At 65.0% G+C, this 18,201-nt stretch carries 15 protein-coding genes; 1 reads left to right on the top strand and 14 read right to left on the bottom strand.

The genetic code is table 11. The annotated features are described in order from the left end of the window. Positions 1 to 5: 5 nt before the first annotated feature. From ACFFJK_RS20000 to ACFFJK_RS19945, 12 genes are all read right to left on the bottom strand, one after another. The gene (locus ACFFJK_RS20000; RefSeq protein ID WP_379681467.1) at positions 6 to 2,225 is read right to left on the bottom strand and encodes an EAL domain-containing response regulator; all 2,220 of its coding nucleotides are present in this window, start codon (positions 2,223 to 2,225) and stop codon (positions 6 to 8) included. 8 nt (positions 2,226 to 2,233) lie between these two features. Beyond that, a complete protein-coding gene (locus ACFFJK_RS19995) occupies positions 2,234 to 4,381 on the bottom strand; it encodes an HDOD domain-containing protein (protein WP_379681439.1) in 2,148 nt (715 codons plus the stop codon). Positions 4,382 to 4,772: 391 nt separating this feature from the next. Next, complete coding sequence (locus ACFFJK_RS19990; protein ID WP_379681438.1) at positions 4,773 to 6,062, bottom strand: multidrug effflux MFS transporter; 1,290 nt, start codon at positions 6,060 to 6,062, stop codon at positions 4,773 to 4,775. Between the two features lie 11 nt (positions 6,063 to 6,073). Next, the gene (locus ACFFJK_RS19985; protein WP_379681437.1) at positions 6,074 to 7,312 is read right to left on the bottom strand and encodes a THUMP domain-containing class I SAM-dependent RNA methyltransferase; all 1,239 of its coding nucleotides are present in this window, start codon (positions 7,310 to 7,312) and stop codon (positions 6,074 to 6,076) included. Between the two features lie 144 nt (positions 7,313 to 7,456). Further along, complete coding sequence (locus tag ACFFJK_RS19980) at positions 7,457 to 7,870, bottom strand: CopD family protein (RefSeq protein WP_379681436.1); 414 nt, start codon at positions 7,868 to 7,870, stop codon at positions 7,457 to 7,459. A 55-nt stretch (positions 7,871 to 7,925) separates the two neighbouring features. Further along, on the bottom strand, positions 7,926 to 9,191 hold the full coding sequence (locus tag ACFFJK_RS19975; RefSeq protein ID WP_379681435.1) for a glutamate-5-semialdehyde dehydrogenase: 1,266 nt from the start codon (positions 9,189 to 9,191) through the stop codon (positions 7,926 to 7,928). Between the two features lie 100 nt (positions 9,192 to 9,291). Next, positions 9,292 to 10,305: a DNA polymerase III subunit delta gene (gene holA, locus ACFFJK_RS19970; protein WP_379681434.1), complete on the bottom strand. Its 1,014-nt coding sequence runs from the start codon at positions 10,303 to 10,305 to the stop codon at positions 9,292 to 9,294. A gap of 18 nt (positions 10,306 to 10,323) precedes the next feature. Then, positions 10,324 to 10,830, bottom strand: coding sequence for an LPS-assembly lipoprotein LptE (locus tag ACFFJK_RS19965; protein ID WP_379681433.1), 507 nt, complete (start codon positions 10,828 to 10,830; stop codon positions 10,324 to 10,326). A gap of 3 nt (positions 10,831 to 10,833) precedes the next feature. Beyond that, positions 10,834 to 13,476 carry a leucine--tRNA ligase gene (gene leuS, locus ACFFJK_RS19960; RefSeq protein ID WP_379681432.1) on the bottom strand — a complete coding sequence of 881 codons (2,643 nt, stop codon included), beginning with the start codon at positions 13,474 to 13,476 and terminating at the stop codon, positions 10,834 to 10,836. Between the two features lie 280 nt (positions 13,477 to 13,756). Then, positions 13,757 to 14,083, bottom strand: a complete 327-nt coding sequence (locus tag ACFFJK_RS19955) for a barstar family protein (protein WP_379681431.1) — start codon at positions 14,081 to 14,083, stop codon at positions 13,757 to 13,759. A gap of 2 nt (positions 14,084 to 14,085) precedes the next feature. Beyond that, the gene (gene dapB / locus ACFFJK_RS19950; RefSeq protein WP_379681466.1) at positions 14,086 to 14,898 is read right to left on the bottom strand and encodes a 4-hydroxy-tetrahydrodipicolinate reductase; all 813 of its coding nucleotides are present in this window, start codon (positions 14,896 to 14,898) and stop codon (positions 14,086 to 14,088) included. Positions 14,899 to 14,909: 11 nt separating this feature from the next. Beyond that, positions 14,910 to 15,446: an outer membrane protein assembly factor BamE gene (locus ACFFJK_RS19945; protein ID WP_379681465.1), complete on the bottom strand. Its 537-nt coding sequence runs from the start codon at positions 15,444 to 15,446 to the stop codon at positions 14,910 to 14,912. 153 nt (positions 15,447 to 15,599) lie between these two features. On the opposite strand from ACFFJK_RS19945, the gene fur reads away from it, so the two are divergent. Further along, entirely contained in the window at positions 15,600 to 16,028 is a 429-nt protein-coding gene (gene fur, locus ACFFJK_RS19940) for a ferric iron uptake transcriptional regulator (RefSeq protein WP_258827092.1), read from the top strand. A 221-nt stretch (positions 16,029 to 16,249) separates the two neighbouring features. On the opposite strand, the gene hrcA is transcribed toward fur, so the two are convergent. Then, a complete protein-coding gene (gene hrcA / locus ACFFJK_RS19935) occupies positions 16,250 to 17,266 on the bottom strand; it encodes a heat-inducible transcriptional repressor HrcA (RefSeq protein WP_379681430.1) in 1,017 nt (338 codons plus the stop codon). 82 nt (positions 17,267 to 17,348) lie between these two features. Further along, the gene (locus ACFFJK_RS19930; protein WP_379681429.1) at positions 17,349 to 18,062 is read right to left on the bottom strand and encodes an HAD family hydrolase; all 714 of its coding nucleotides are present in this window, start codon (positions 18,060 to 18,062) and stop codon (positions 17,349 to 17,351) included. Between the last annotated feature and the right edge of the window lie 139 nt (positions 18,063 to 18,201).

Below are 18,201 nucleotides of genomic sequence, written 5' to 3'. Positions count from 1 at the left end.
GGTGCTCAGGCCTGGACTTTGCGCAGGCCGAGCAGCGTCGGTTGGGTACGCAGCGACTTGATGAATTCGCCCAGCGGGATCGGGCGGTAATACAGGTAGCCCTGCATGGTCATGCAGCCGTTCGCGCGCAGGTAGCGCGCCTGCTCTTCGGTCTCCACGCCCTCCGCGATCAGGTTCAGCCCCAGGCCGCGCGCGATCGAGATGATCGCCAGGATCACCGGATAGTGCCCGCCCTCCTCGTGGATCTCCTTCACGAAGGACTGGTCGATCTTGACGGTGTGGATCGGGAAGCGGTGCAGGTAGGACAGCGACGAGTAGCCGGTGCCGAAGTCGTCGATCGCCACCGACACGCCCAGCTGGCACAGCTTGTTCAGCTGTTCGATCGCGTACTGCGGATTGCGGATGCAGATGTTCTCGGTGATCTCGACCTCGATCTGGCCCGGGGCGATCCCGTAGCGCACCAGGGCGCCGCGCATCTTCTCGAAAAAGTCGCCGCGGTCGAGGTACTGCGGCGACAGGTTCAGCGACAGGCGCACATGGTCGTTGCCGCACGCGTTCCACTGCAGCATGTCGCGGCACAGCGCGCCGATCATCCAGTCCGAGATCGGCAGCATCAGGCCGTTTTCTTCGGCGAAGGGCAGGAACTCGCCGGCCGACAGCAGGCCGCGGGTCGGGTGGTTCCAGCGCATCAGGGCCTCGGCGCCGACGATGCGGCCGGTGAGCGCGTCGATCTGCGGCTGGTAGTACATCTCCAGCTCGTTCTGCTCGAGCGCGCGCCGCAGCGCCTGCTCCAGCGCGATCTTCTGGTGCGAGATGTCGAGCATCGACGTGTGGTAGAAGCTGTGGCCGTTCTTGCCCTGGGCCTTGACCTGGTACATGGCGATGTCGGCGTGGCGCAGCAGCTCGTCGATCGATTCGCCGTCGGTCGGGTAGATGGCAATGCCGATCGAGGCCGAGATGTGCACTTCGTGGCCGTCCAGGTCGAAGGGTGCCTGCAGCGTCTCGAGGAATTTGTCGGCGACCATGCGGGCGTCGTCGCGGTCGCGCAGCTCCGGCAGCACGATGGTGAATTCGTCGCCGCCCTGGCGCGCCAGCGTGTCGCCCTTGCGCAGGCAGCCCTTCAGGCGGGTGGCGGCCTGCTGCAGCAGCTCGTCGCCTTTCACGTGGCCGAGGGTGTCGTTGACCAGCTTGAAGCGGTCCAGGTCGATGAACATCACTGCCAGTTCGGTCTGCTTGCGCTTGGCCTGGATCACGGCCAGCCCCAGGCGGTCCTTGAACAGGATGCGGTTCGGCAGGTCCGTCAGGATGTCGTGATAGGCCTGGTAGGAGATGACTTCTTCGGCGCGCTTGCGGTCGGTGATGTCGCGCGCCACGCCGTAGGTGCCGAAGAACTCGAGCTTCTTGACTTCCTGGTCGGGCACGTGCATGCCGATCGCGTTGAGCGAGATCGTCATCAGGGTGTTGTTGAAGGTGCGGTCGTTGCCGTTGCCGTTGCCGTTCCTGCATTTCAGGCGCAGTTCGACGTTGCGCGAGGCGCGCTCGTCGACGCGGCGTTCGTTGAACACGTAGCGCGCGCGCTCCAGGTCCTCCTCATGTACCAACACGGAATAGTGCTTGCCGAGCAATTCATCCCGGGGGTAGCCGAGCAGCTGGTAGGCGCGGTCGTTCACAAAAGTGAAGCGGCCTTCGTGGTTCAGCGTATAGATGATGTCCGGCGACGAGTCCACCAGGTAGCGGTACATCTTCTCGGAATTTTCCAGCTGGGTGGCCATGCGCTGGTTTTCCAGTGCCAGGCGGCGTCCCTTGAGCGCGTTGGCCACCGTGGCCAGCAGCTCTTCCCTGGCGTAGGGCTTGCGCAGGTAGTCGTAGGCGCCGCGCTTGAGCGCGCCGATGGCCGCGTCGATCCCCACTTCGCCGCTCATCACGATGACGTCGGCGTCGATGCCTTTCTCGTTGATGAAGTCCATGATCTCGTGGCCGCCGATGTCGGGCAGGCGCAGATCGAGCAGGACCAGGTCGAAGCGCAGGCGCGACAGGTGGGCCAGCGCCTCGCTGCCGGAGCTTGCCGTGCTCAGGGAGTAGCCGCGGCCGTTCAGCAGTTCGTACAGCGACGAGAGCAGGCGCGGCTCATCATCGACCAGCAGCAGGCGCGGCTGGCTGTCGGTCTCCAGCGTCGCGGAAAACGGAGCCGGCTCGCCGGAAAACATGGCGGTGTGCGCGTTCATCATGACCTTTATACGGGACCAAGCGCGGGACCAAGCGCGGCGGCGCCCAGGGCCGGGCCGAGGGCGCGGGCCGGCAGCGCCACGGCGGTGCCGGCGGCGCCGGACCACGCCGGCAGGAGGATTTCGAATGCGGTGCCGGAGCGGCCACTGCGGCAGGCGATGTGGCCGCCCAGCTTCTTCACCAGGCTGTGCACGATCGACAGGCCAAGGCCGTGGTGGGCCCCGTCCTTGGTGCTCTTCACCGGCGAGAACAGGTGCGCCAGCACTTCGCGCGACAGGCCGGGGCCGTTGTCGCTGACCACCAGTTCCAGGTACAGCTGGCGCTCGCGGTTCACATGGCCGCGGTTGACGATCTCGACCCGGCCGCCGGTATTGCCGAGCGCCTCGATGGCGTTCTTCACCAGGTTCACCAGGATCTGCTTGAGCACGTCGGCGTCGCCCTCGATACGCGTCGCTTCGTCGTGCATCGTGACCGCGATGTCGACCGTGCTGGGGACGAAGCCGGTGCTGCGGAACAGGCGCTGCACCTCGTCCACCACCTTGGCGACATCGGTCGGGCGCGGGCCGGCGTCACTCGGCTTGAGGTCCGCCAGGCTGCTGACCAGCTGGCCGACGCGGTCGATCTCTTCGTTCAGGATCGACATCTCGGTGCTCACCGGTTCCTGGCGCGCCAGCTTACTGTCGAGGACGCTCAGGTAGTTCTTGATGATCGACAGCGGGTTGTTCACTTCGTGCACCACGCGGCGCGAGGCCTCGCGGTACTCGTCGGCGACGTGGGCGAGCTGGCGGCGCGCATGGCCGCGCTCGGACAGCATGGTTTCCAGCGCCGTGGCAGCCTGCGCGCCGAAGGATTGCATGAAACGCTCGCGCCGCTGGCAATAGGGGATCTGCCAGGCCGCGACGCCACCGATCAGCACACCGAGGCAGCGCGCGCCGGCGACCAGCGGCACGCACACCAGGCTGTCGGTGCCGAGCATGCGCAGCAGCTGTTCTTCGGCCAGGCCGAAGCTGCCGCTGTCGTTCCCGGCATCCTTGCGGATAAAAGCCGGACGGCGTTCCAGCGCGCTCTTGGCGATGGCGCCGCCCTTGGCCAGCGGCACGGCGAATTCGGCGATGCGCTGGCTGCCCTGGGTCGGCGCGCCCACCAGCGCGTGGCCGGTCGGGTTCTCGAGCAGGACCACGGCATTGCCGAAGTCGAACAGGATGCGCGCCGAGCGCGTCATCGCTTCGAGCAGGCCGCTTTCGCCCTGCTGGCGCGCAAAGCTCTGGCCCACTTCCGAGACCAGCACCATGTTGCGCACTTCTTCCGACAGGCGCTGCTGCACCGGGTCCAGGCTCGGTGCGGCATAGGCCGGCGGCGCCGGGATGTCGTCGGCGCCGGCAAGGTCGATGCCGAGGTGGGCGGCGGCCTTCTCGACCTGGCGCGCGGCGCCCATGAGCAGCTGCGCCGCCTGCTCGCCGTCGATGCCGCACAAGGCGGCCGCTTCGCGTACGGCCGCCTCGTCGTCCGGATGGCTGGACAGCACGTGCGCCAGGCGCACGATGCGGATCAATGGATGGGCCGATTCCAGGCGCTCGCTCGGTTCGTGGTGGTACAGCACCGCGTCGGCCAGGAAGGAGTCGAGCTGCCAGCGCTCGATCAGCCAGGCGCCGGCTTCCGCATGCGTGATCTGCAAGGTGCGCTGCTCGACGGCGCACAGGTCTTCGTCGTCGCGCGCTGTGAAGTTGTACGCGTACTCCTTCGGCGCGGTGGCCAGCAGCGCCAGGCGGCCGACGTTGTGCAGCAGGCCGGCCAGGTAGGCTTCTTCCAGGTGCGGGTACTCGACCAGGCGCGCGATCTCGCGCGCGATCACGGCCCCGCCCAGTGAATTCTTCCAGAACGCGCGCAGGTCGGTGCTGCCGGAATGCGGGAAATTGTTAAAGGTCTGGAACACCGAGTCGCTGATGACCAGCGTCTTGATCATGTCGGTGCCGAGGGCGACCAGGGACTGCTCGAGGTTGACGTTGCGGTGGTGGCGCTGGTAGGCCGAGCTGTTGGCCACGGCCAGCAGCTTGCCGGTCATCCCGGCATCCTTCGAGATCAGGGCGGCCAGTTCCGGCATGCCGAGATCGTCGGCCTGCAGGTGTTCGATGAGACGCACGAGGATCTGCGGCATGGCCGGCAGACGGGCAATCAATAGGCGATTGCGGATATCCTGATCCGATGGTTGCATGATCTCAAAGCGGCCGCTAAGTCGGTTGTCCGAGGCAGCCCAGGACGGGTTGCCACAAGGTCTTTCGCATTGATCTACCAAACAGAACAATGTTTCAAAGTTTGTTCTGGGCACGAAAAACTTATCTTAGCATATAGACATTTCTGATCGGGAACAATACTTTCTATCAAAAGTGTTGCCGAGATGACGCTCTAATAGTAATGCTGCACTGAACAATTTCAGGCAGGATGAAATAATCTGTCGCCATACATACATTTATGAAATTTTATTTCATAAAAGCAAAAACCCGCTCAGTGCGGTGAGCGGGTTTTATCGGGACGTGCCCTGGCCTTCCTCAGGGCATCGGGTGGCCGTTGCGGATCCGCACCCGCCGGTAGCGCCGCGCCGTCACCCAGAACGCCAGCGCCACCAGGGCGAAGCCGGCCTGCCCCAGCGCCAGCGCGAACACCGAGTGCGACAGCATCGGCGTGATCAGGCCGGCCACGATCGCGCCCATCAGGGTGGTCACGAACGACTGGCACGAGGCCACGGTGCCGCGGATGTGCGGAAACAGGTCGAGCGCCAGCAGCGTGGCGCCCGGGGCGATCACCGAGCTGCCGAAGGTGAAGAAGAACATGTGGGCCACGCTCCACGGCAGCGAGGGCGGCAGGAATGCGTGGTAGGCCACGTTGAAGGCGATCGCGCCCAGCATGAAGAAGAAGCCGACACGGATCTGGCGCGCGAAGCTCATCTTGCCCGCCATGCGGTTGGCCGCCAGCGCGCCCAGGAAGATCCCGCTCACGGTCGGCACGAACAGCCAGGCGAACTGCGACGGCCCCAGGCCAAGGTGCTCGGGCAGCATCACCGGCGCGGCCGAGATGTACAGGAACAGTCCGGCGAAGTTCATCGCCACCACGCCCGCCTTCATGTGGAACAGGAAGGAGCCGAAGATGGCGCCGTAGCTCTCGGCCAGGAAGCGCGGGTTGAAGGGCTGGCGCTTTTCCTTCGGCACCGTCTCGGGCAGGTGCTTCCAGCAGAACCAGCCCAGGCCCACGGTGTACACGCATAGCGCCAGGAAGATCGCGCGCCAGTCGAAGAAGACGACGATCCAGCCGCCCAGCACCGGCGCGATGGCCGGGGCGATCGAGAAGATCATCGTCACCATCGACAGCAGGCGCGCCGCCGCGGCATCCGAATACAGGTCGCGGATGATGGCGCGGCCGACCACCACGCCGGCCCCCGCCGACACCCCCTGCATGATGCGGAACACCCACAGGTAATGCACCGACGACGCCGCCGCGCAGCCGAAGGTGCCGATCGCGAACACGACCAGCGCGACCAGGATCACGTTGCGCCGGCCGAAGGCATCGGACAGCGCGCCGTGCCACAGCACCATGCCGGCGAAGGCGAGCATGTAGGCCGTCAGGGTCTGCTGCACCTCGATGGCCGAGGCGTTCAGTTCGGCGCGGATCTGCGGGAAGGCCGGTAGATACGCGTCGATCGAGAACGGTCCGAGCATCGACAGCGCGGCCAGCAGCGTGGCCAGGCCGCCGGCGGTCAGCATCGCGATCTTGTGCGGTTCCGGCAGCGGGACCGGGGTGACCGGATCCTTGGGCAAGTCGTCGGGTTCGGTCGGCGGCAGCATCGGTGTCCTTGTTATTCCGGTTTTTGTTCCGGTTTTTGTTCCTGCTTCTGTTCCTGCTTCGGCTTGGCTTCTTCACGGCGGTTGAAGCCAGCCACCATGTCGAAGCGGAACAGGCGGCATTCGAGCGCGCCGTTGAAGAACGGAGTCTTGCGCGCCTCCTTCAGGCGCAACAGCTTGGGCAGGCCCAGGTCGGCCGTGAACAGGAAGACCGTCCAGCCTGCGAAGCGCTGCTTGAGCGTGGTGCCGAGGGCCGAGTAGAACGACACCGCCATCTCGTCCTGCGGCACCGTGGAGTCGCCGCGCACGCCGATCCGCTCGCCATACGGCGGGTTGGTCAACAGGATGCCCGGTTGCTGGGTCGGCGGCGAGACGTGCTGGGCCTCGATCTGTTTCAGGGGCACATCGAACAGGATGCCGGCCACCTTGAGATTGTGGCGCGCCATCGCGACCATGTCGCCCGAGATGTCGGAACCGAAGATGGTCGGCTCGCCCGGCAGCGGGTTCGGCTTGATCCCGGCCTTGAGTGCTGCCCAGGCGTCGCGGTCGAAATCGGCGAATTTTTCGAAGGCGAAGCGGCGGCGCGCGCCCGGCGGGATGCCCTGCGCCATCTGGGCCGCTTCGATCAGGATGGTGCCGGAGCCGCACATCGGGTCGAACAGGGGGATGCCCGGCTTCCAGCCGGCCACGCGCAGCATGCCGGCGGCGAGGTTCTCGCGCAGCGGCGCGTCGCCCGTCTCTTCGCGCCAGCCGCGCTTGAACAGCGCTTCGCCCGAGGTGTCGAGGTAGATGATGAAGTTGCGCTGGTCGAGGAAGCCGACGATGCGCATGTCCGGCTCGCGGGTGTTGACCGAGGGGCGCTTGTTGAACTGGTCGCGGAAGCGGTCGCAGACGGCGTCCTTGATCTTCAAGGTCGTGAATTCGAGGCTTTTCAGCGGCGACTTCACCGCGGTGACGTCGACGCGGATGGTGTGGTGCACGCCGAACCAGTCTTCCCACGGCTGCTCGAGCACCAGGTCGTAGATGTCGTTCTCGTTGTTGTAGCTGCGCTGGCCCATGCGCATCAGGACGCGCGAGGCGATGCGCGAATGCAGGTTGATGCGGTAGGAGTCGACCAGCGAGCCGGAGCAGTGCACGCCGCCCGGCACCTGGTTGTGCACCTTCATCGTGGTGCTGAGCTGGGCGATTTCGCCGAGTTCTTCGGCAAGCGCCGCTTCCATGCCGCGCGGGCATGGGCAAAAGTATGAGGCCATGAGGGGTACCCTTTGTCCGTTGGAAAACGTAAAACCAGGTCAGCGATATCAGTACCGCCAACTGTCGAGCCGTCATCCCCGCGCAGGCGGGAATGACGGTTTTTAAGCAGGTAGTCGAAACGATGTGGCGGTCTGCTGAGCCGGTCAGAACGGCTTGACGACCACCAGGACCACAATCGCCACCAGCAGCAGCACCGGCACTTCGTTGAAGTACCTGAACCACTTATGGCTGCGCTTGTTCTGCCCTGCTTCGAACTTCTTCAGCAGCGACCCGCACGCATGATGGTAGCCGATCGTCAGGATCACCAGCGCCAGCTTCGCGTGCAGCCAGCCGCCGCGGATGCCGTAGCCCATCCATAGCCAGATGCCCAGCAATACCGCCGGCACCGCCAGGATCGAGGTAAAGCGGTACAGCCGGCGCGCCATGCCCAGCAGGCGCTCGGTTGCTGCCGGGTTGGTTTCCTGCGCCAGGTTCACGAAGATGCGCGGCAGGTAGAACAGCCCGGCGAACCAGGAGGCGATGAAGATGATATGGAAGGCCTTGATCCAGAGGTACATGCAGTTTCCTTGTTCTTGTTTATTACGTATTTAGTTGCGTACCGGGTTGCGTACCTTATGTGCGCACTTCGCCGTGCCCGAACACCACGTACTTGAGCGAAGTGAGCCCCTCCAGCCCGACCGGTCCGCGCGCATGCAGCTTGTCGTTCGAGATGCCGATCTCGGCACCGAGCCCGTATTCGAAGCCGTCGGCGAAGCGCGTCGAGGCGTTGATCATCACCGACGCCGAATCGACCTCGCGCAGGAAGCGCAGCGCGGCGCTGTAGTCTTCGGTGACGATCGATTCCGTGTGCTTCGACGACCAGGTGTTGATGTGGTCGATTGCGCCGTCGAGCCCTTCCACCACGCGGATGGCCAGGATCGGCGCCAGGTATTCGGTACTCCAGTCCTGCTCGGTCGCGTGCTTGAGGTAAGGATAACCGGCCAGGATCGCATGCGCCTCGGCGTCCGCGCGCAGCTCGACCTCTTTCGTCCTGTACAGCTCCGCCAGCTGCGGCAGCACGGTCGGCGCAATGGAGCGCGCCACCAGCAGCGTTTCCATGGTGTTGCAGGTGCCGTAGCGGTGGCACTTGGCGTTGAAGGCAACCGGCAGCGCCTTGGCGATGTCGGCCTTGTCGTCGATGTAGACGTGGCAGATGCCGTCCAGGTGCTTGATCATCGGGACGGTCGCTTCGTTCATCAGGCGCGCGATCAGGCCCTTGCCGCCGCGCGGCACGATCACGTCCACGTACTGCGGCATGGTGATCAATGCGCCGACGGCGGCGCGGTCGGTCGTCTCGACCACCTGGACCGCGTCCAGCGGCAGGCCGGCGCCCTGCAGGCCTTCGCCCACCAGTTTGGCGAGGGCCCGGTTGCAGTGGATGGCTTCCGAGCCGCCGCGCAGGATGGCCGCGTTGCCGCTCTTGATGCACAGGCCGGCCGCGTCCACCGTCACGTTCGGGCGCGCCTCGTAGATGATGCCGATGACGCCCAGCGGCACGCGCATCTGCCCGACCTGGATGCCGCTCGGGCGTGATTTCATGTTGGTGATTTCGCCGACCGGGTCGGGCAGGGTGACGATCTGGCGCAGGCCGTCGACCATGGTCTGGATGGCGCTGTCGGACAGCGTCAGGCGGTCGAGCAGCGCCGGTTCCAGGCCGGCGGCGCGGGCAGCGTCCATGTCCTGTTGGTTGGCAGCGCGCAGCACGGCGGCGTCGCGCTCGATGGCGTCGGCGATCAGGAGCAGTGCGCGGTTGCGCGTGGCGCCGTCGGCGCGCGCCATCGCGCGCGAAGCGGCTCGGGCCTTGCGGCCCATCGAGTGCATGTGTTCGGTGATGTCCATCGTCGTTCCTGTAGGGTGGTCGGCCATGCCGACCGCGCGTTCAAACAAAACTTGAATAACTCAACTGCCGGTGGACGCGCGCTCGGCGGAGCCGAGCACCCTACCGCGCTACGCGCAGCGCCAGCTGCAACATGGCACCCCACGCATCCCCGGCAAACGCCTTCGCGCGCAGGCCCTTGACCATGCGGTCCACCTGCGCCGCTTCCTGCAGGGCCGCCTCCAGCGTGGCCACCGAGACGCGGCGCAGCGCCGGCTCCATCATGCGCTCGCGCGGCCCCCAGATGCGGTATTCCTTGAGCAGCGCGCCCAGCGGGCGTCCCTGCGCCATCCCGGATTTCAATTTTAGCAGCGTGCGGATTTCTTCACTGACAGCCCACAACACCAGCGGCAGCGCCTCGCCCTCCCCTTTCAGGCCGTCGAGCATGCGCGCCAGGCGCGCCGCGTCGCCATGCAGCATGGCTTCGGACAGCTTGAAGACGTCGTAGCGCGCCACGTTCAGCACGGCGTCGTGCACCTGCTCGAAACTCAGCTTGCCCGGCTCGTACAGCAGGCCGAGCTTCTGGATTTCCTGGTGCGCGGCCAGCAGGTTGCCCTCGACACGGTCGGCGATGAAATCCAGGCTCTGGCGCTCGGCGCTCTGGCCCTGGCTGCCCAGGCGCATGCCGATCCAGCCCGGCAGCTGGGCGCGTTCCACGTTCGGGATCTCGATGTAGACGGCAGCCTGCTGCAGCGCCGTCACCCACGATGCCTTGGCCGTCTGCCAGTCCAGCTTGGGCAGGGTGATCAGGGTGAGATTGTCGGGACCGAGGTCCTTCGCGTAAGCCTGCAGCGCGGCGCTGCCGTCCTTGCCCGGCTTGCCGGACGGGATGCGCAGCTCGATCAGCTTCTTGTCGCCGAACAGGGACATGGCCTGGTTCGCCGCCAGCAGTTCGCCCCACTTGAAATTGCGCTCGACCGTGAGCACGTCGCGCTCGGTGTAGCCCTGGGCGCGCGCGGTGCGGCGGATGCGGTCGGCCGCTTCCAGCGCGAGCAGGTGCTCGTCGCTGGTGATCACGTACAAGGGCGCCAGGCCCTTGGCCAGGTGGCCCTCGAGGGCCTCAGGCCGCAGTTGCATGGTTTCGTTCCAGCCCGCTCACAGGGGCTTGATGGCAGCCAGGCGGCGCATGATCTGCTGCACCAGGTCGGCCTGCATGTCGCGGTACAGCATCTGCTCTTCCGATTCCTTGGCCAGCACCTGCGATTCGTCGAAGGCGATGTTGCGGCGCAGGGTGATTTCGGTCGGGCCCAGCAGTTCGCGGTTGTTGGCGTCGCGCACGCGGAACACCAGCGTGTAGCTCAGCGAGTATTCGCGCACCCGGCCCAGGCTGTTGAGCGACAGGATCGACTTGCCGCGCGATTCGCCCAGCACGTCGAACAGCGCCTGCGCCTTCGAGGCGTCGTTCTCGATGCGCACGGAGTCGCCCGCCCGCAGGTTGCGCTTGAGCTCCGTGCCCAGCGGCGAGGTCTCCGGGAAGGCCAGGTAGATGCTCTGGAAGGGCATGTTGTACTGGCCGGTCGAGCCGCGCAGCTGGAAGCCGCAACCGGCGAGGGTTGCAGCCACCAGCACGGTCGAAAGCAGGCGCACCACGATGGTGTTCATCGCTTACACCACGATGTTGATGAGTTTGCCCGGCACGACGATGACCTTCTTCGGCGTACCCTCGATGAACTTCTGCGCCGCTTCCGATGCCAACGCGGCGGCCTCGATGGCGGCCTTGTCGGCATCTTTCGGCACCTTGACCGAGCCGCGCAGCTTGCCGTTCACCTGGATCATCAGTTCGATCTCGGACTGTTCCAGCGCGGCCGGGTCGACTTCAGGCCACTGCACGTTGAGGATGTCGCCGTAGACGGCGGCATAGCCCAGATCCTGCCACAGCGCGTGGGTGATGTGCGGCGCCACCGGGTTCAGCAGGCGCAGGAAGATCGAGAAGCCCTCGGCGATCACGGCATCGGATGCTACGCCTTCCGCCAGCTTGCTCGACTCCAGCGTATTGAGCATCTTCATGCAAGCCGAGACGACCGTGTTGTACTGGATGCGCTTCAGGTCGTAGTCGGCCTGCTGCAGCACCTTGTGCACTTCGCGGCGCAGCGTCTTCTGTGCGTCGGAAAGCAGACCCTGCTGCTGGCCCTTGAGTGCCGATGCAATCCGCTCGCGCTGCGCGTAGCCGTAGGCCCAGACGCGGCGCAGGAAGCGGCTCGCGCCTTCCACGCCGCTGTTCGACCACTCCAGGGTCTGCTCGGGCGGCGAGGCGAACATCGTGAACAGGCGCGCGGTGTCGGCGCCGTACTGCTCGATCTGGGCCTGCGGGTCGATGCCGTTGTTCTTCGACTTCGACATTTTCTCGGTGCCGCCGATCTGGACCGGCTGGCCGTCCGACTTCAGGACGGCGCTCTGCGGGCGGCCCTTGTCGTCGAAGGTCAGCTCGACGTCGGCCGGGTTGAACCAGATCTTCTTGCCGGAGGCGTCTTCACGATAATAGGTCTCGTTGAGCACCATGCCCTGGGTGAGCAGGTTCACGAACGGCTCGTCGAACTTCACCAGGCCGAAGTCGCGCATCACCTTGGTCCAGAAGCGCGCGTACAGCAGGTGCATGACCGCGTGCTCGATGCCGCCGATGTACTGGTCCATCGGCATCCAGTAGTCGTTGCGCTCGTCGACCATCTTCTCGTTCGAACCCGGCGAGGTATAGCGCATGTAGTACCAGGACGAATCGATGAAGGTATCCATCGTGTCGGTCTCGCGGCGCGCCGGCTTGCCGCACTTCGGGCAATCGCACTTCAGGAAGGCGTCGTCCTTGTTCAGCGGGTTGCCGGTGCCGTCCGGGACCAGGTGTTCCGGCAGCACGACCGGCAGGTCTTGTTCAGGCACAGGCACCGCGCCGCAGTCGCCGCAGTGGATCATCGGGATCGGGGTGCCCCAGTAGCGCTGGCGCGAGATGCCCCAGTCGCGCAGGCGGAAGGTGACCTTCTTGTCGCCCAGGCCTTGCGCGGCCAGGTCGCCCGCCACGGCATTGACCGCCGCGATATAGTCGAGGCCGTCGTACTTGCCCGAATTGATGGTCTTGCCCTGTTCTTTGTCGCCGTACCACTCCTGCCAGGCGTCCAACGAGAATTCCTGGCCTTCGACGGCGACCACCTGCTTGATCGGCAGGTCGTATTTTTTCGCGAACGCGAAGTCGCGCTCGTCGTGGCCCGGCACGCCCATCACGGCGCCGTCGCCGTAGGTCATCAGGACGTAGTTGCCGACCCAGACCGGGACCTGTTCCTTGGTGACCGGGTGCGTCACGGTGAGACCCGTCGGCATGCCCTTCTTTTCCATCGTCGCCATGTCGGCTTCGATGACGGAACCCAGCTTGCACTCGGCGATGAAGGCCTGCAGTTCCGGGTTGTTCTGTGCCGCGTGCTGGGCCAGCGGGTGTTCCGCCGCCACGGCGCAGAAGGTCACGCCCATGATGGTGTCGGCGCGGGTGGTGAAGACGTACAGCTTGCCCTCGTTGATGAGTTCACCCGACTCGTCCTTGACCTCGTGCGGGAAGGCGAAGCGCACGCCGGTCGACTTGCCGATCCAGTTGGCCTGCATGGTGCGCACGCGCTCCGGCCAGCCCGGCAGCTTGTTCTCGACGTGTTCCAGCAGTTCGTCCGCGTATTCGGTGATGCGCACGTAGTACATCGGGATCTCGCGCTTCTCGATCAGCGCGCCCGAGCGCCAGCCGCGGCCGTCCACCACCTGTTCGTTCGCCAGCACGGTCTGGTCCACCGGGTCCCAGTTCACGGTGCCGGTCTTCTGGTAGATGATCCCTTTTTCCAGCATCTTGAGGAACATCCACTGGTTCCACTTGTAGTATTCCGGCTTGCAGGCGGTCATCTCGCGCGACCAGTCGATGGCCAGGCCCATCGATTCCATCTGCCCGCGCATGTGCGCGATGTTCGAATAGGTCCACTCGGCCGGCGGTACGTTATTCGCCATTGCCGCGTTCTCGGCCGGCATGCCGAAGGCATCCCAACCCATCGGCATCAGGACGTTGTAGCCGTTCATCCGCAGGTAGCGGTACATCACGTCATTGATCGTATAGTTGCGCACGTGACCCATGTGCAGCTTGCCCGACGGGTAAGGCAGCATCGAGCAGGCGTAGTACTTGCCTTTCGGGAAACGCGGGTCGTTCTCGACGGCTTTATAGGCCTCGATCGACTTCCAGTAGGCTTGGGCGGCCTGTTCTACTTCGGCTGGACTATATTTTTCTTGCATGGTTTCTGCAGACGTAATGAGGGGTGGAACCGGACATTATACTGGTTCGTTTTGCAGTGCGGCGAAAGGCAGATTCAAGCAAGAACCAGTTTCAACGCTGTTGCATCGAGAACCACAAAACTAAAAACCGTCCTCTTTGGCACTGCCAAAAAGGACTTCCCGCGCAGGCGGGAATCCAAGTTCGTCGCATCGCGTTGACCTGGACTGGGCCGCGGTAACGCAAACAAAATTGGATTCCGGCCTTCGCCGGAATGACGGTTTCGAAGCTGCGGGCCGAGGTTCAGCGCAGCACCAGCTCCAGCGCCGGCTTCTCGCCATAATCTTCATAGCGCTCGTTGATGCCGCCGACGCAGAAGGTGATCTCTTCCAGCAGGTCGGGCACGGCCGCGCGCAGCTTGTCGGCGTCGGTAATGACGATCTCCAGCACCTCGTTCGGCTTGAGCCGGAACTTGGTCATGTTTTCCTCGTCGCGCAGGTAGCTCATGCAATCAACCCAGGCGTCGATGGAATCGGCATACGACTCCGGGAAGCCGAACGCGCGCCGGGATTCAAGGTGGAAGGAAGCCTCGTCGACGATGGCGGCGCCGTTCAGTTCCGCGACTGCCATGATCAAGCCTTCAGACCCAGCACGTCGTGCATGTCGAACAGGCCGCTGGGCTTGCCGGACAAGAAGCGCGCCGCGCGCAGGGCGCCGTGGGCGTAGGTCACGCGGCTGCTCGACTTGTGGCTGATCTCGATGCGTTCGCCGGTGCCCAGGAACATGACGGTATGGTCGCCCACCACGTCGCCGCCGCGCACGGTGGCAAAACCGATGGTCGACGGGTCGCGCTCGCCGGTCACGCCTTCGCGCCCGTAGACGGCACATTGCTTCAGGTCGCGCCCCAGGGCGTCGGCGATCACTTCGCCCATCTTGAGCGCGGTGCCGCTCGGCGCGTCGACCTTGTGGCGGTGGTGCGCTTCGACGATCTCGATGTCGTAGCCTTCGCTGAAGCTCTTGGCCGCCATTTCCAGCAGCTTGAGGGTGACGTTCACGCCCACGCTCATGTTCGGCGCGAATACCACGCCGACCTTTTCGCTGCCGGCACGGATGGCGGCCTTGCCGGCATCATCGAAGCCGGTGGTGCCGATCACCAGCTGCACGCCATTGGCGGCGCAGTATTCCAGGTGCTGCAGCGTGCCTTCGGGACGGGTGAAGTCGATCAGCACATCGGCATCCTTCAGCGCGGCGGCCAGGTCGGACTGGATGATCACGCCGGTCAGCTGGCCGGCAAAGGCGCCGGCATCCATGCCGATGGACGGCGACCCGGCGACGTCGAGCGCGCCCGCCAGCACGGCGTCGGGCGCGGCCTGGATGGCGTCGACCAGCATGCGGCCCATGCGGCCGCTGGCGCCGGCAACGGCGATTTTCAGTGGGGCGGTCATGGCTGCGCCGCTCATGGCTGGATCACCGGCGCGCCGCCGACCTTGGCCGGTTCCACCCGGCGGGTTTCCTGCTTGGCCTTGGTGCTCACCTTGGCCGGGCCGGCGATGCGGTCGATGTATTCGCGCTCGGTCGGCAGGTTGCCGCCTTCGAAGCGCTCGACCTGGTCGCCCTTGAAGAACACGGTGACGCGGCTGGTGGTCAGCTCGCCGTTGCCGCGCGCGAGGTAGAACGGGTAGTCCCAGCGGTCGGCGTGGAACATGTCGGTCAGCAGCGGGGTGCCCAGGATGAAGCGCACCTGCTCGCGGGTCTGGCCGACCTTCAGCTGGTCCAGCATCTCCTGCGAGACGAAGTTACCCTGCTGGATGTCGGGGCGGTAGGGCGAGAAGATCCACATGAACTTCTGCAGCTTGGTGGCCTGGACGGTCTGTGCGCCGGCGTTGGCGGCGGCTGCCGCTTTTTCGGCGTCGGCGGCGGTTGCGGCCGGGTCCGTGTTGACCGGTGGCGCCGGGCGCGTCTGGTTGCGCCAGGAGGCGCAGCCGGACAGCATCAAGGTGCATGCGAGGCCGGCCGCGAGCGCTGCCCGGGCAGAAAATCGACGAATTACAGCTTGTTTGACGCGCATAGGTAACCTCAAAACGTTTGAGCGGGAGCTCCAAAACGCTATATCATAAAGCACTCCGCCAATATACGAGCAACAAACATGAGCAACAACCCGACCGACCTGAAGGCCAGCGGCCTGAAGGCAACCTTGCCGCGCCTGAAAATCCTGGAAATCTTCCAGAACAGCGCCGTACGGCACCTGACGGCGGAAGATGTCTACAAGATCCTCTTGGCCGACAACATGGACGTGGGCCTGGCCACCGTCTACCGCGTCCTGACCCAGTTCGAGCAGGCCGGCCTGCTGAACCGCAACCACTTTGAAACCGGCAAGGCCATCTACGAGCTCAACGCCGGCTCGCACCACGACCACCTCGTCTGCCTTGACTGCGGCCACGTTGAAGAGTTCTACGATGAAGAGATCGAGTCGCGCCAGCACAAGATCGCGGTCGAGCGCGGGTACAAGATTGCCGAGCATTCGCTGGCAATCTATGGCAATTGCGTGAAGGTGGGCTGCCCTCGCAAGCAGTAATGTATTTTGCGCGTTCTGGTGCAAGGACGCGCTGGCGGTACGCTACGGAATTGGGTTCCGGCCTTCGCCGGAACGACGGTTTTAAGGTTACAGGTATCTCTTGAGGTTACAGGTATCAATTAGCAGTAGCGTTACTGCGAACTAAACCGACGTCATCCCGGCGAAGGCCGGGATCCAATTCCGCACCGCCGCCACCAACCCCAAACCGCGGCCACGTCGCCTCACGACTGGCTCAAGGCATTCGACAACAGCTTCGCCGTAATATCCACGATCGGAATCACCCGCTCATACGCCATGCGCGTCGGCCCGATGACCCCCAGGGTGCCGACGATGCGGCCGTTGACCTCGTACGGCGCCGTCACCACGCTCATCTCGTCCATCGGCACCAGCTTCGATTCGCCGCCGATGAAGATCTGCACCCCGCCCGCCTTGCTCGACACGTCGAGCAGCTGCATCAGCCCGGTCTTCTGCTCGAACATCTCGAACATCTGGCGCAACGATGTCATGTTCGACGACAGGTCGGACACGGACAGCAGGTTGCGCTCGCCGGCGATGACCATGTCGTCGCCCTCGGCCATCGCCTCGCTGCCCGCCTCCACCGCCACCTGCATCAGCTTGCCCATGTCGTCGCGCAGCTGGCGCAGCTCGCCCGTCAGGCGGTTGCGCACTTCGTCGAAGGTGAGGCCGGCGTAATTCTGGTTCAGGTAATTGGCCGATTGCGTCAGCTGCGCCGGCGTGTAGTCGACGTCGGTGAGCAGCAGGCGGTTCTGGACGTCGCCACGCGGGTCGACGATCACCAGCAGGATCCGTTTCTCGGACAGACGGAGGAATTCGATCTGCTGGAACACCGACTCGCGGCGCGGGCTTTGCACCACGCCGGCGAACTGCGACAGCGAAGACAGCATCTGCGCCGCGTTGGCGATGATCTTCTGCGGCTGCTGGCTTGGCAGGCGCATGTTCTGGGCGCCGACCGCGTGCTCGTCGATCTGCTGCACGGTGAGCAGGGTGTCCACGAACAGGCGGTAGCCGCGCGGGGTCGGGATCCTTCCGGCCGAGGTGTGCGGGCTGGCCACGTAACCCATTTCCTCGAGGTCGGCCATGATGTTGCGGATCGTGGCCGGCGACAGGTCGAGGCCGGAGATCTTCGACAGCGCGCGCGAGCCGACCGGCTGGCCGTCGGCGATGTAGCGCTCGACGAGGGCTTTGAGGAGGGTCTGTGCGCGGGGTTCGAGTTGCATGGGGTCGGCTATGCTGGAAGCGGAAAAGGCGGTGCCTTGTTTCACCCACATATTATGCCCGTTCGGCCGGACACAGCGCCAGTCATCCGTGCTCGCGCTTGAGCCAGTCGAGCAAACCGTCCAGGCTGGTCACTTCGGCATCCGGCCTGATCTCGCCGGCCAGGTCGTTAGCCTTGCCGATCCGGTTCATCCACACGGCGCGCAGCCCGGCGCGCTGGGCGCCCTGCACGTCCAGCAGCAGGTCGTCGCCCACATACACCGCTTCCCCGGGCGCGACGCCGAGGAGGCGGCAGCACTCCAGGAAGATCGACGGGTGCGGCTTGGCCACGCCAAAGGTGGGCGCGGCAACCGACGCGTCGAAATGGCGCGCCAGGCCGATCGTCTGCAGGTCGGCATTGCCGTTCGTAACCGAACCGAGCCGCACCCGGTTCTTCAGGCGCAGCAGCCCGGGCAACACATCATCGTAGGGGATCACCGCGTTGCGCGCGGCGAAGAATTCGGTCATCGCCAGCTCGACCTTGGACGCATCCTCGCCGGCCTGCTCGAACGCGGCGACCAGGCCGGCCCGGCGCAGCGCGCCGAGGTCGAGCTGGAATTCGGGCTGGCGCGCCAGCAATTCCAGCCGCGCCTGGCGCAAGGTCTCGATCGTGAACTGCTCGGCCACCCGCGGTGCGTGTGCGCGCAGCCACGCGAACAGGATCTGCTCGGCCTCGAGGATGACCGGCGCGATCGGCCACAACGTATCGTCGAGGTCGAACAGTACGGCTTTGGGCCAGGGGCGGCGCAGGAGCGTCATGGTGCGGTCCGGGTTGGAAGTGGTGAGCCCAAGGATAGCGAGCCCGCCGGTAGAAATCAAATCCGCACGGCTGCGCGATGCTGCCGCTACCGCCGGTTACACCGTGATACAAAGGCAAACCGTCCAGCGGCTTGCCAAA

Origin of the sequence: Massilia consociata, assembly GCF_042432755.1 — a bacterium.
Lineage (GTDB): Bacteria > Pseudomonadota > Gammaproteobacteria > Burkholderiales > Burkholderiaceae_D > Telluria > Telluria consociata.
The sequence above is the reverse complement of the archived record's forward strand: the minus strand, read 5'-3'. Positions and strand labels throughout refer to the sequence as shown.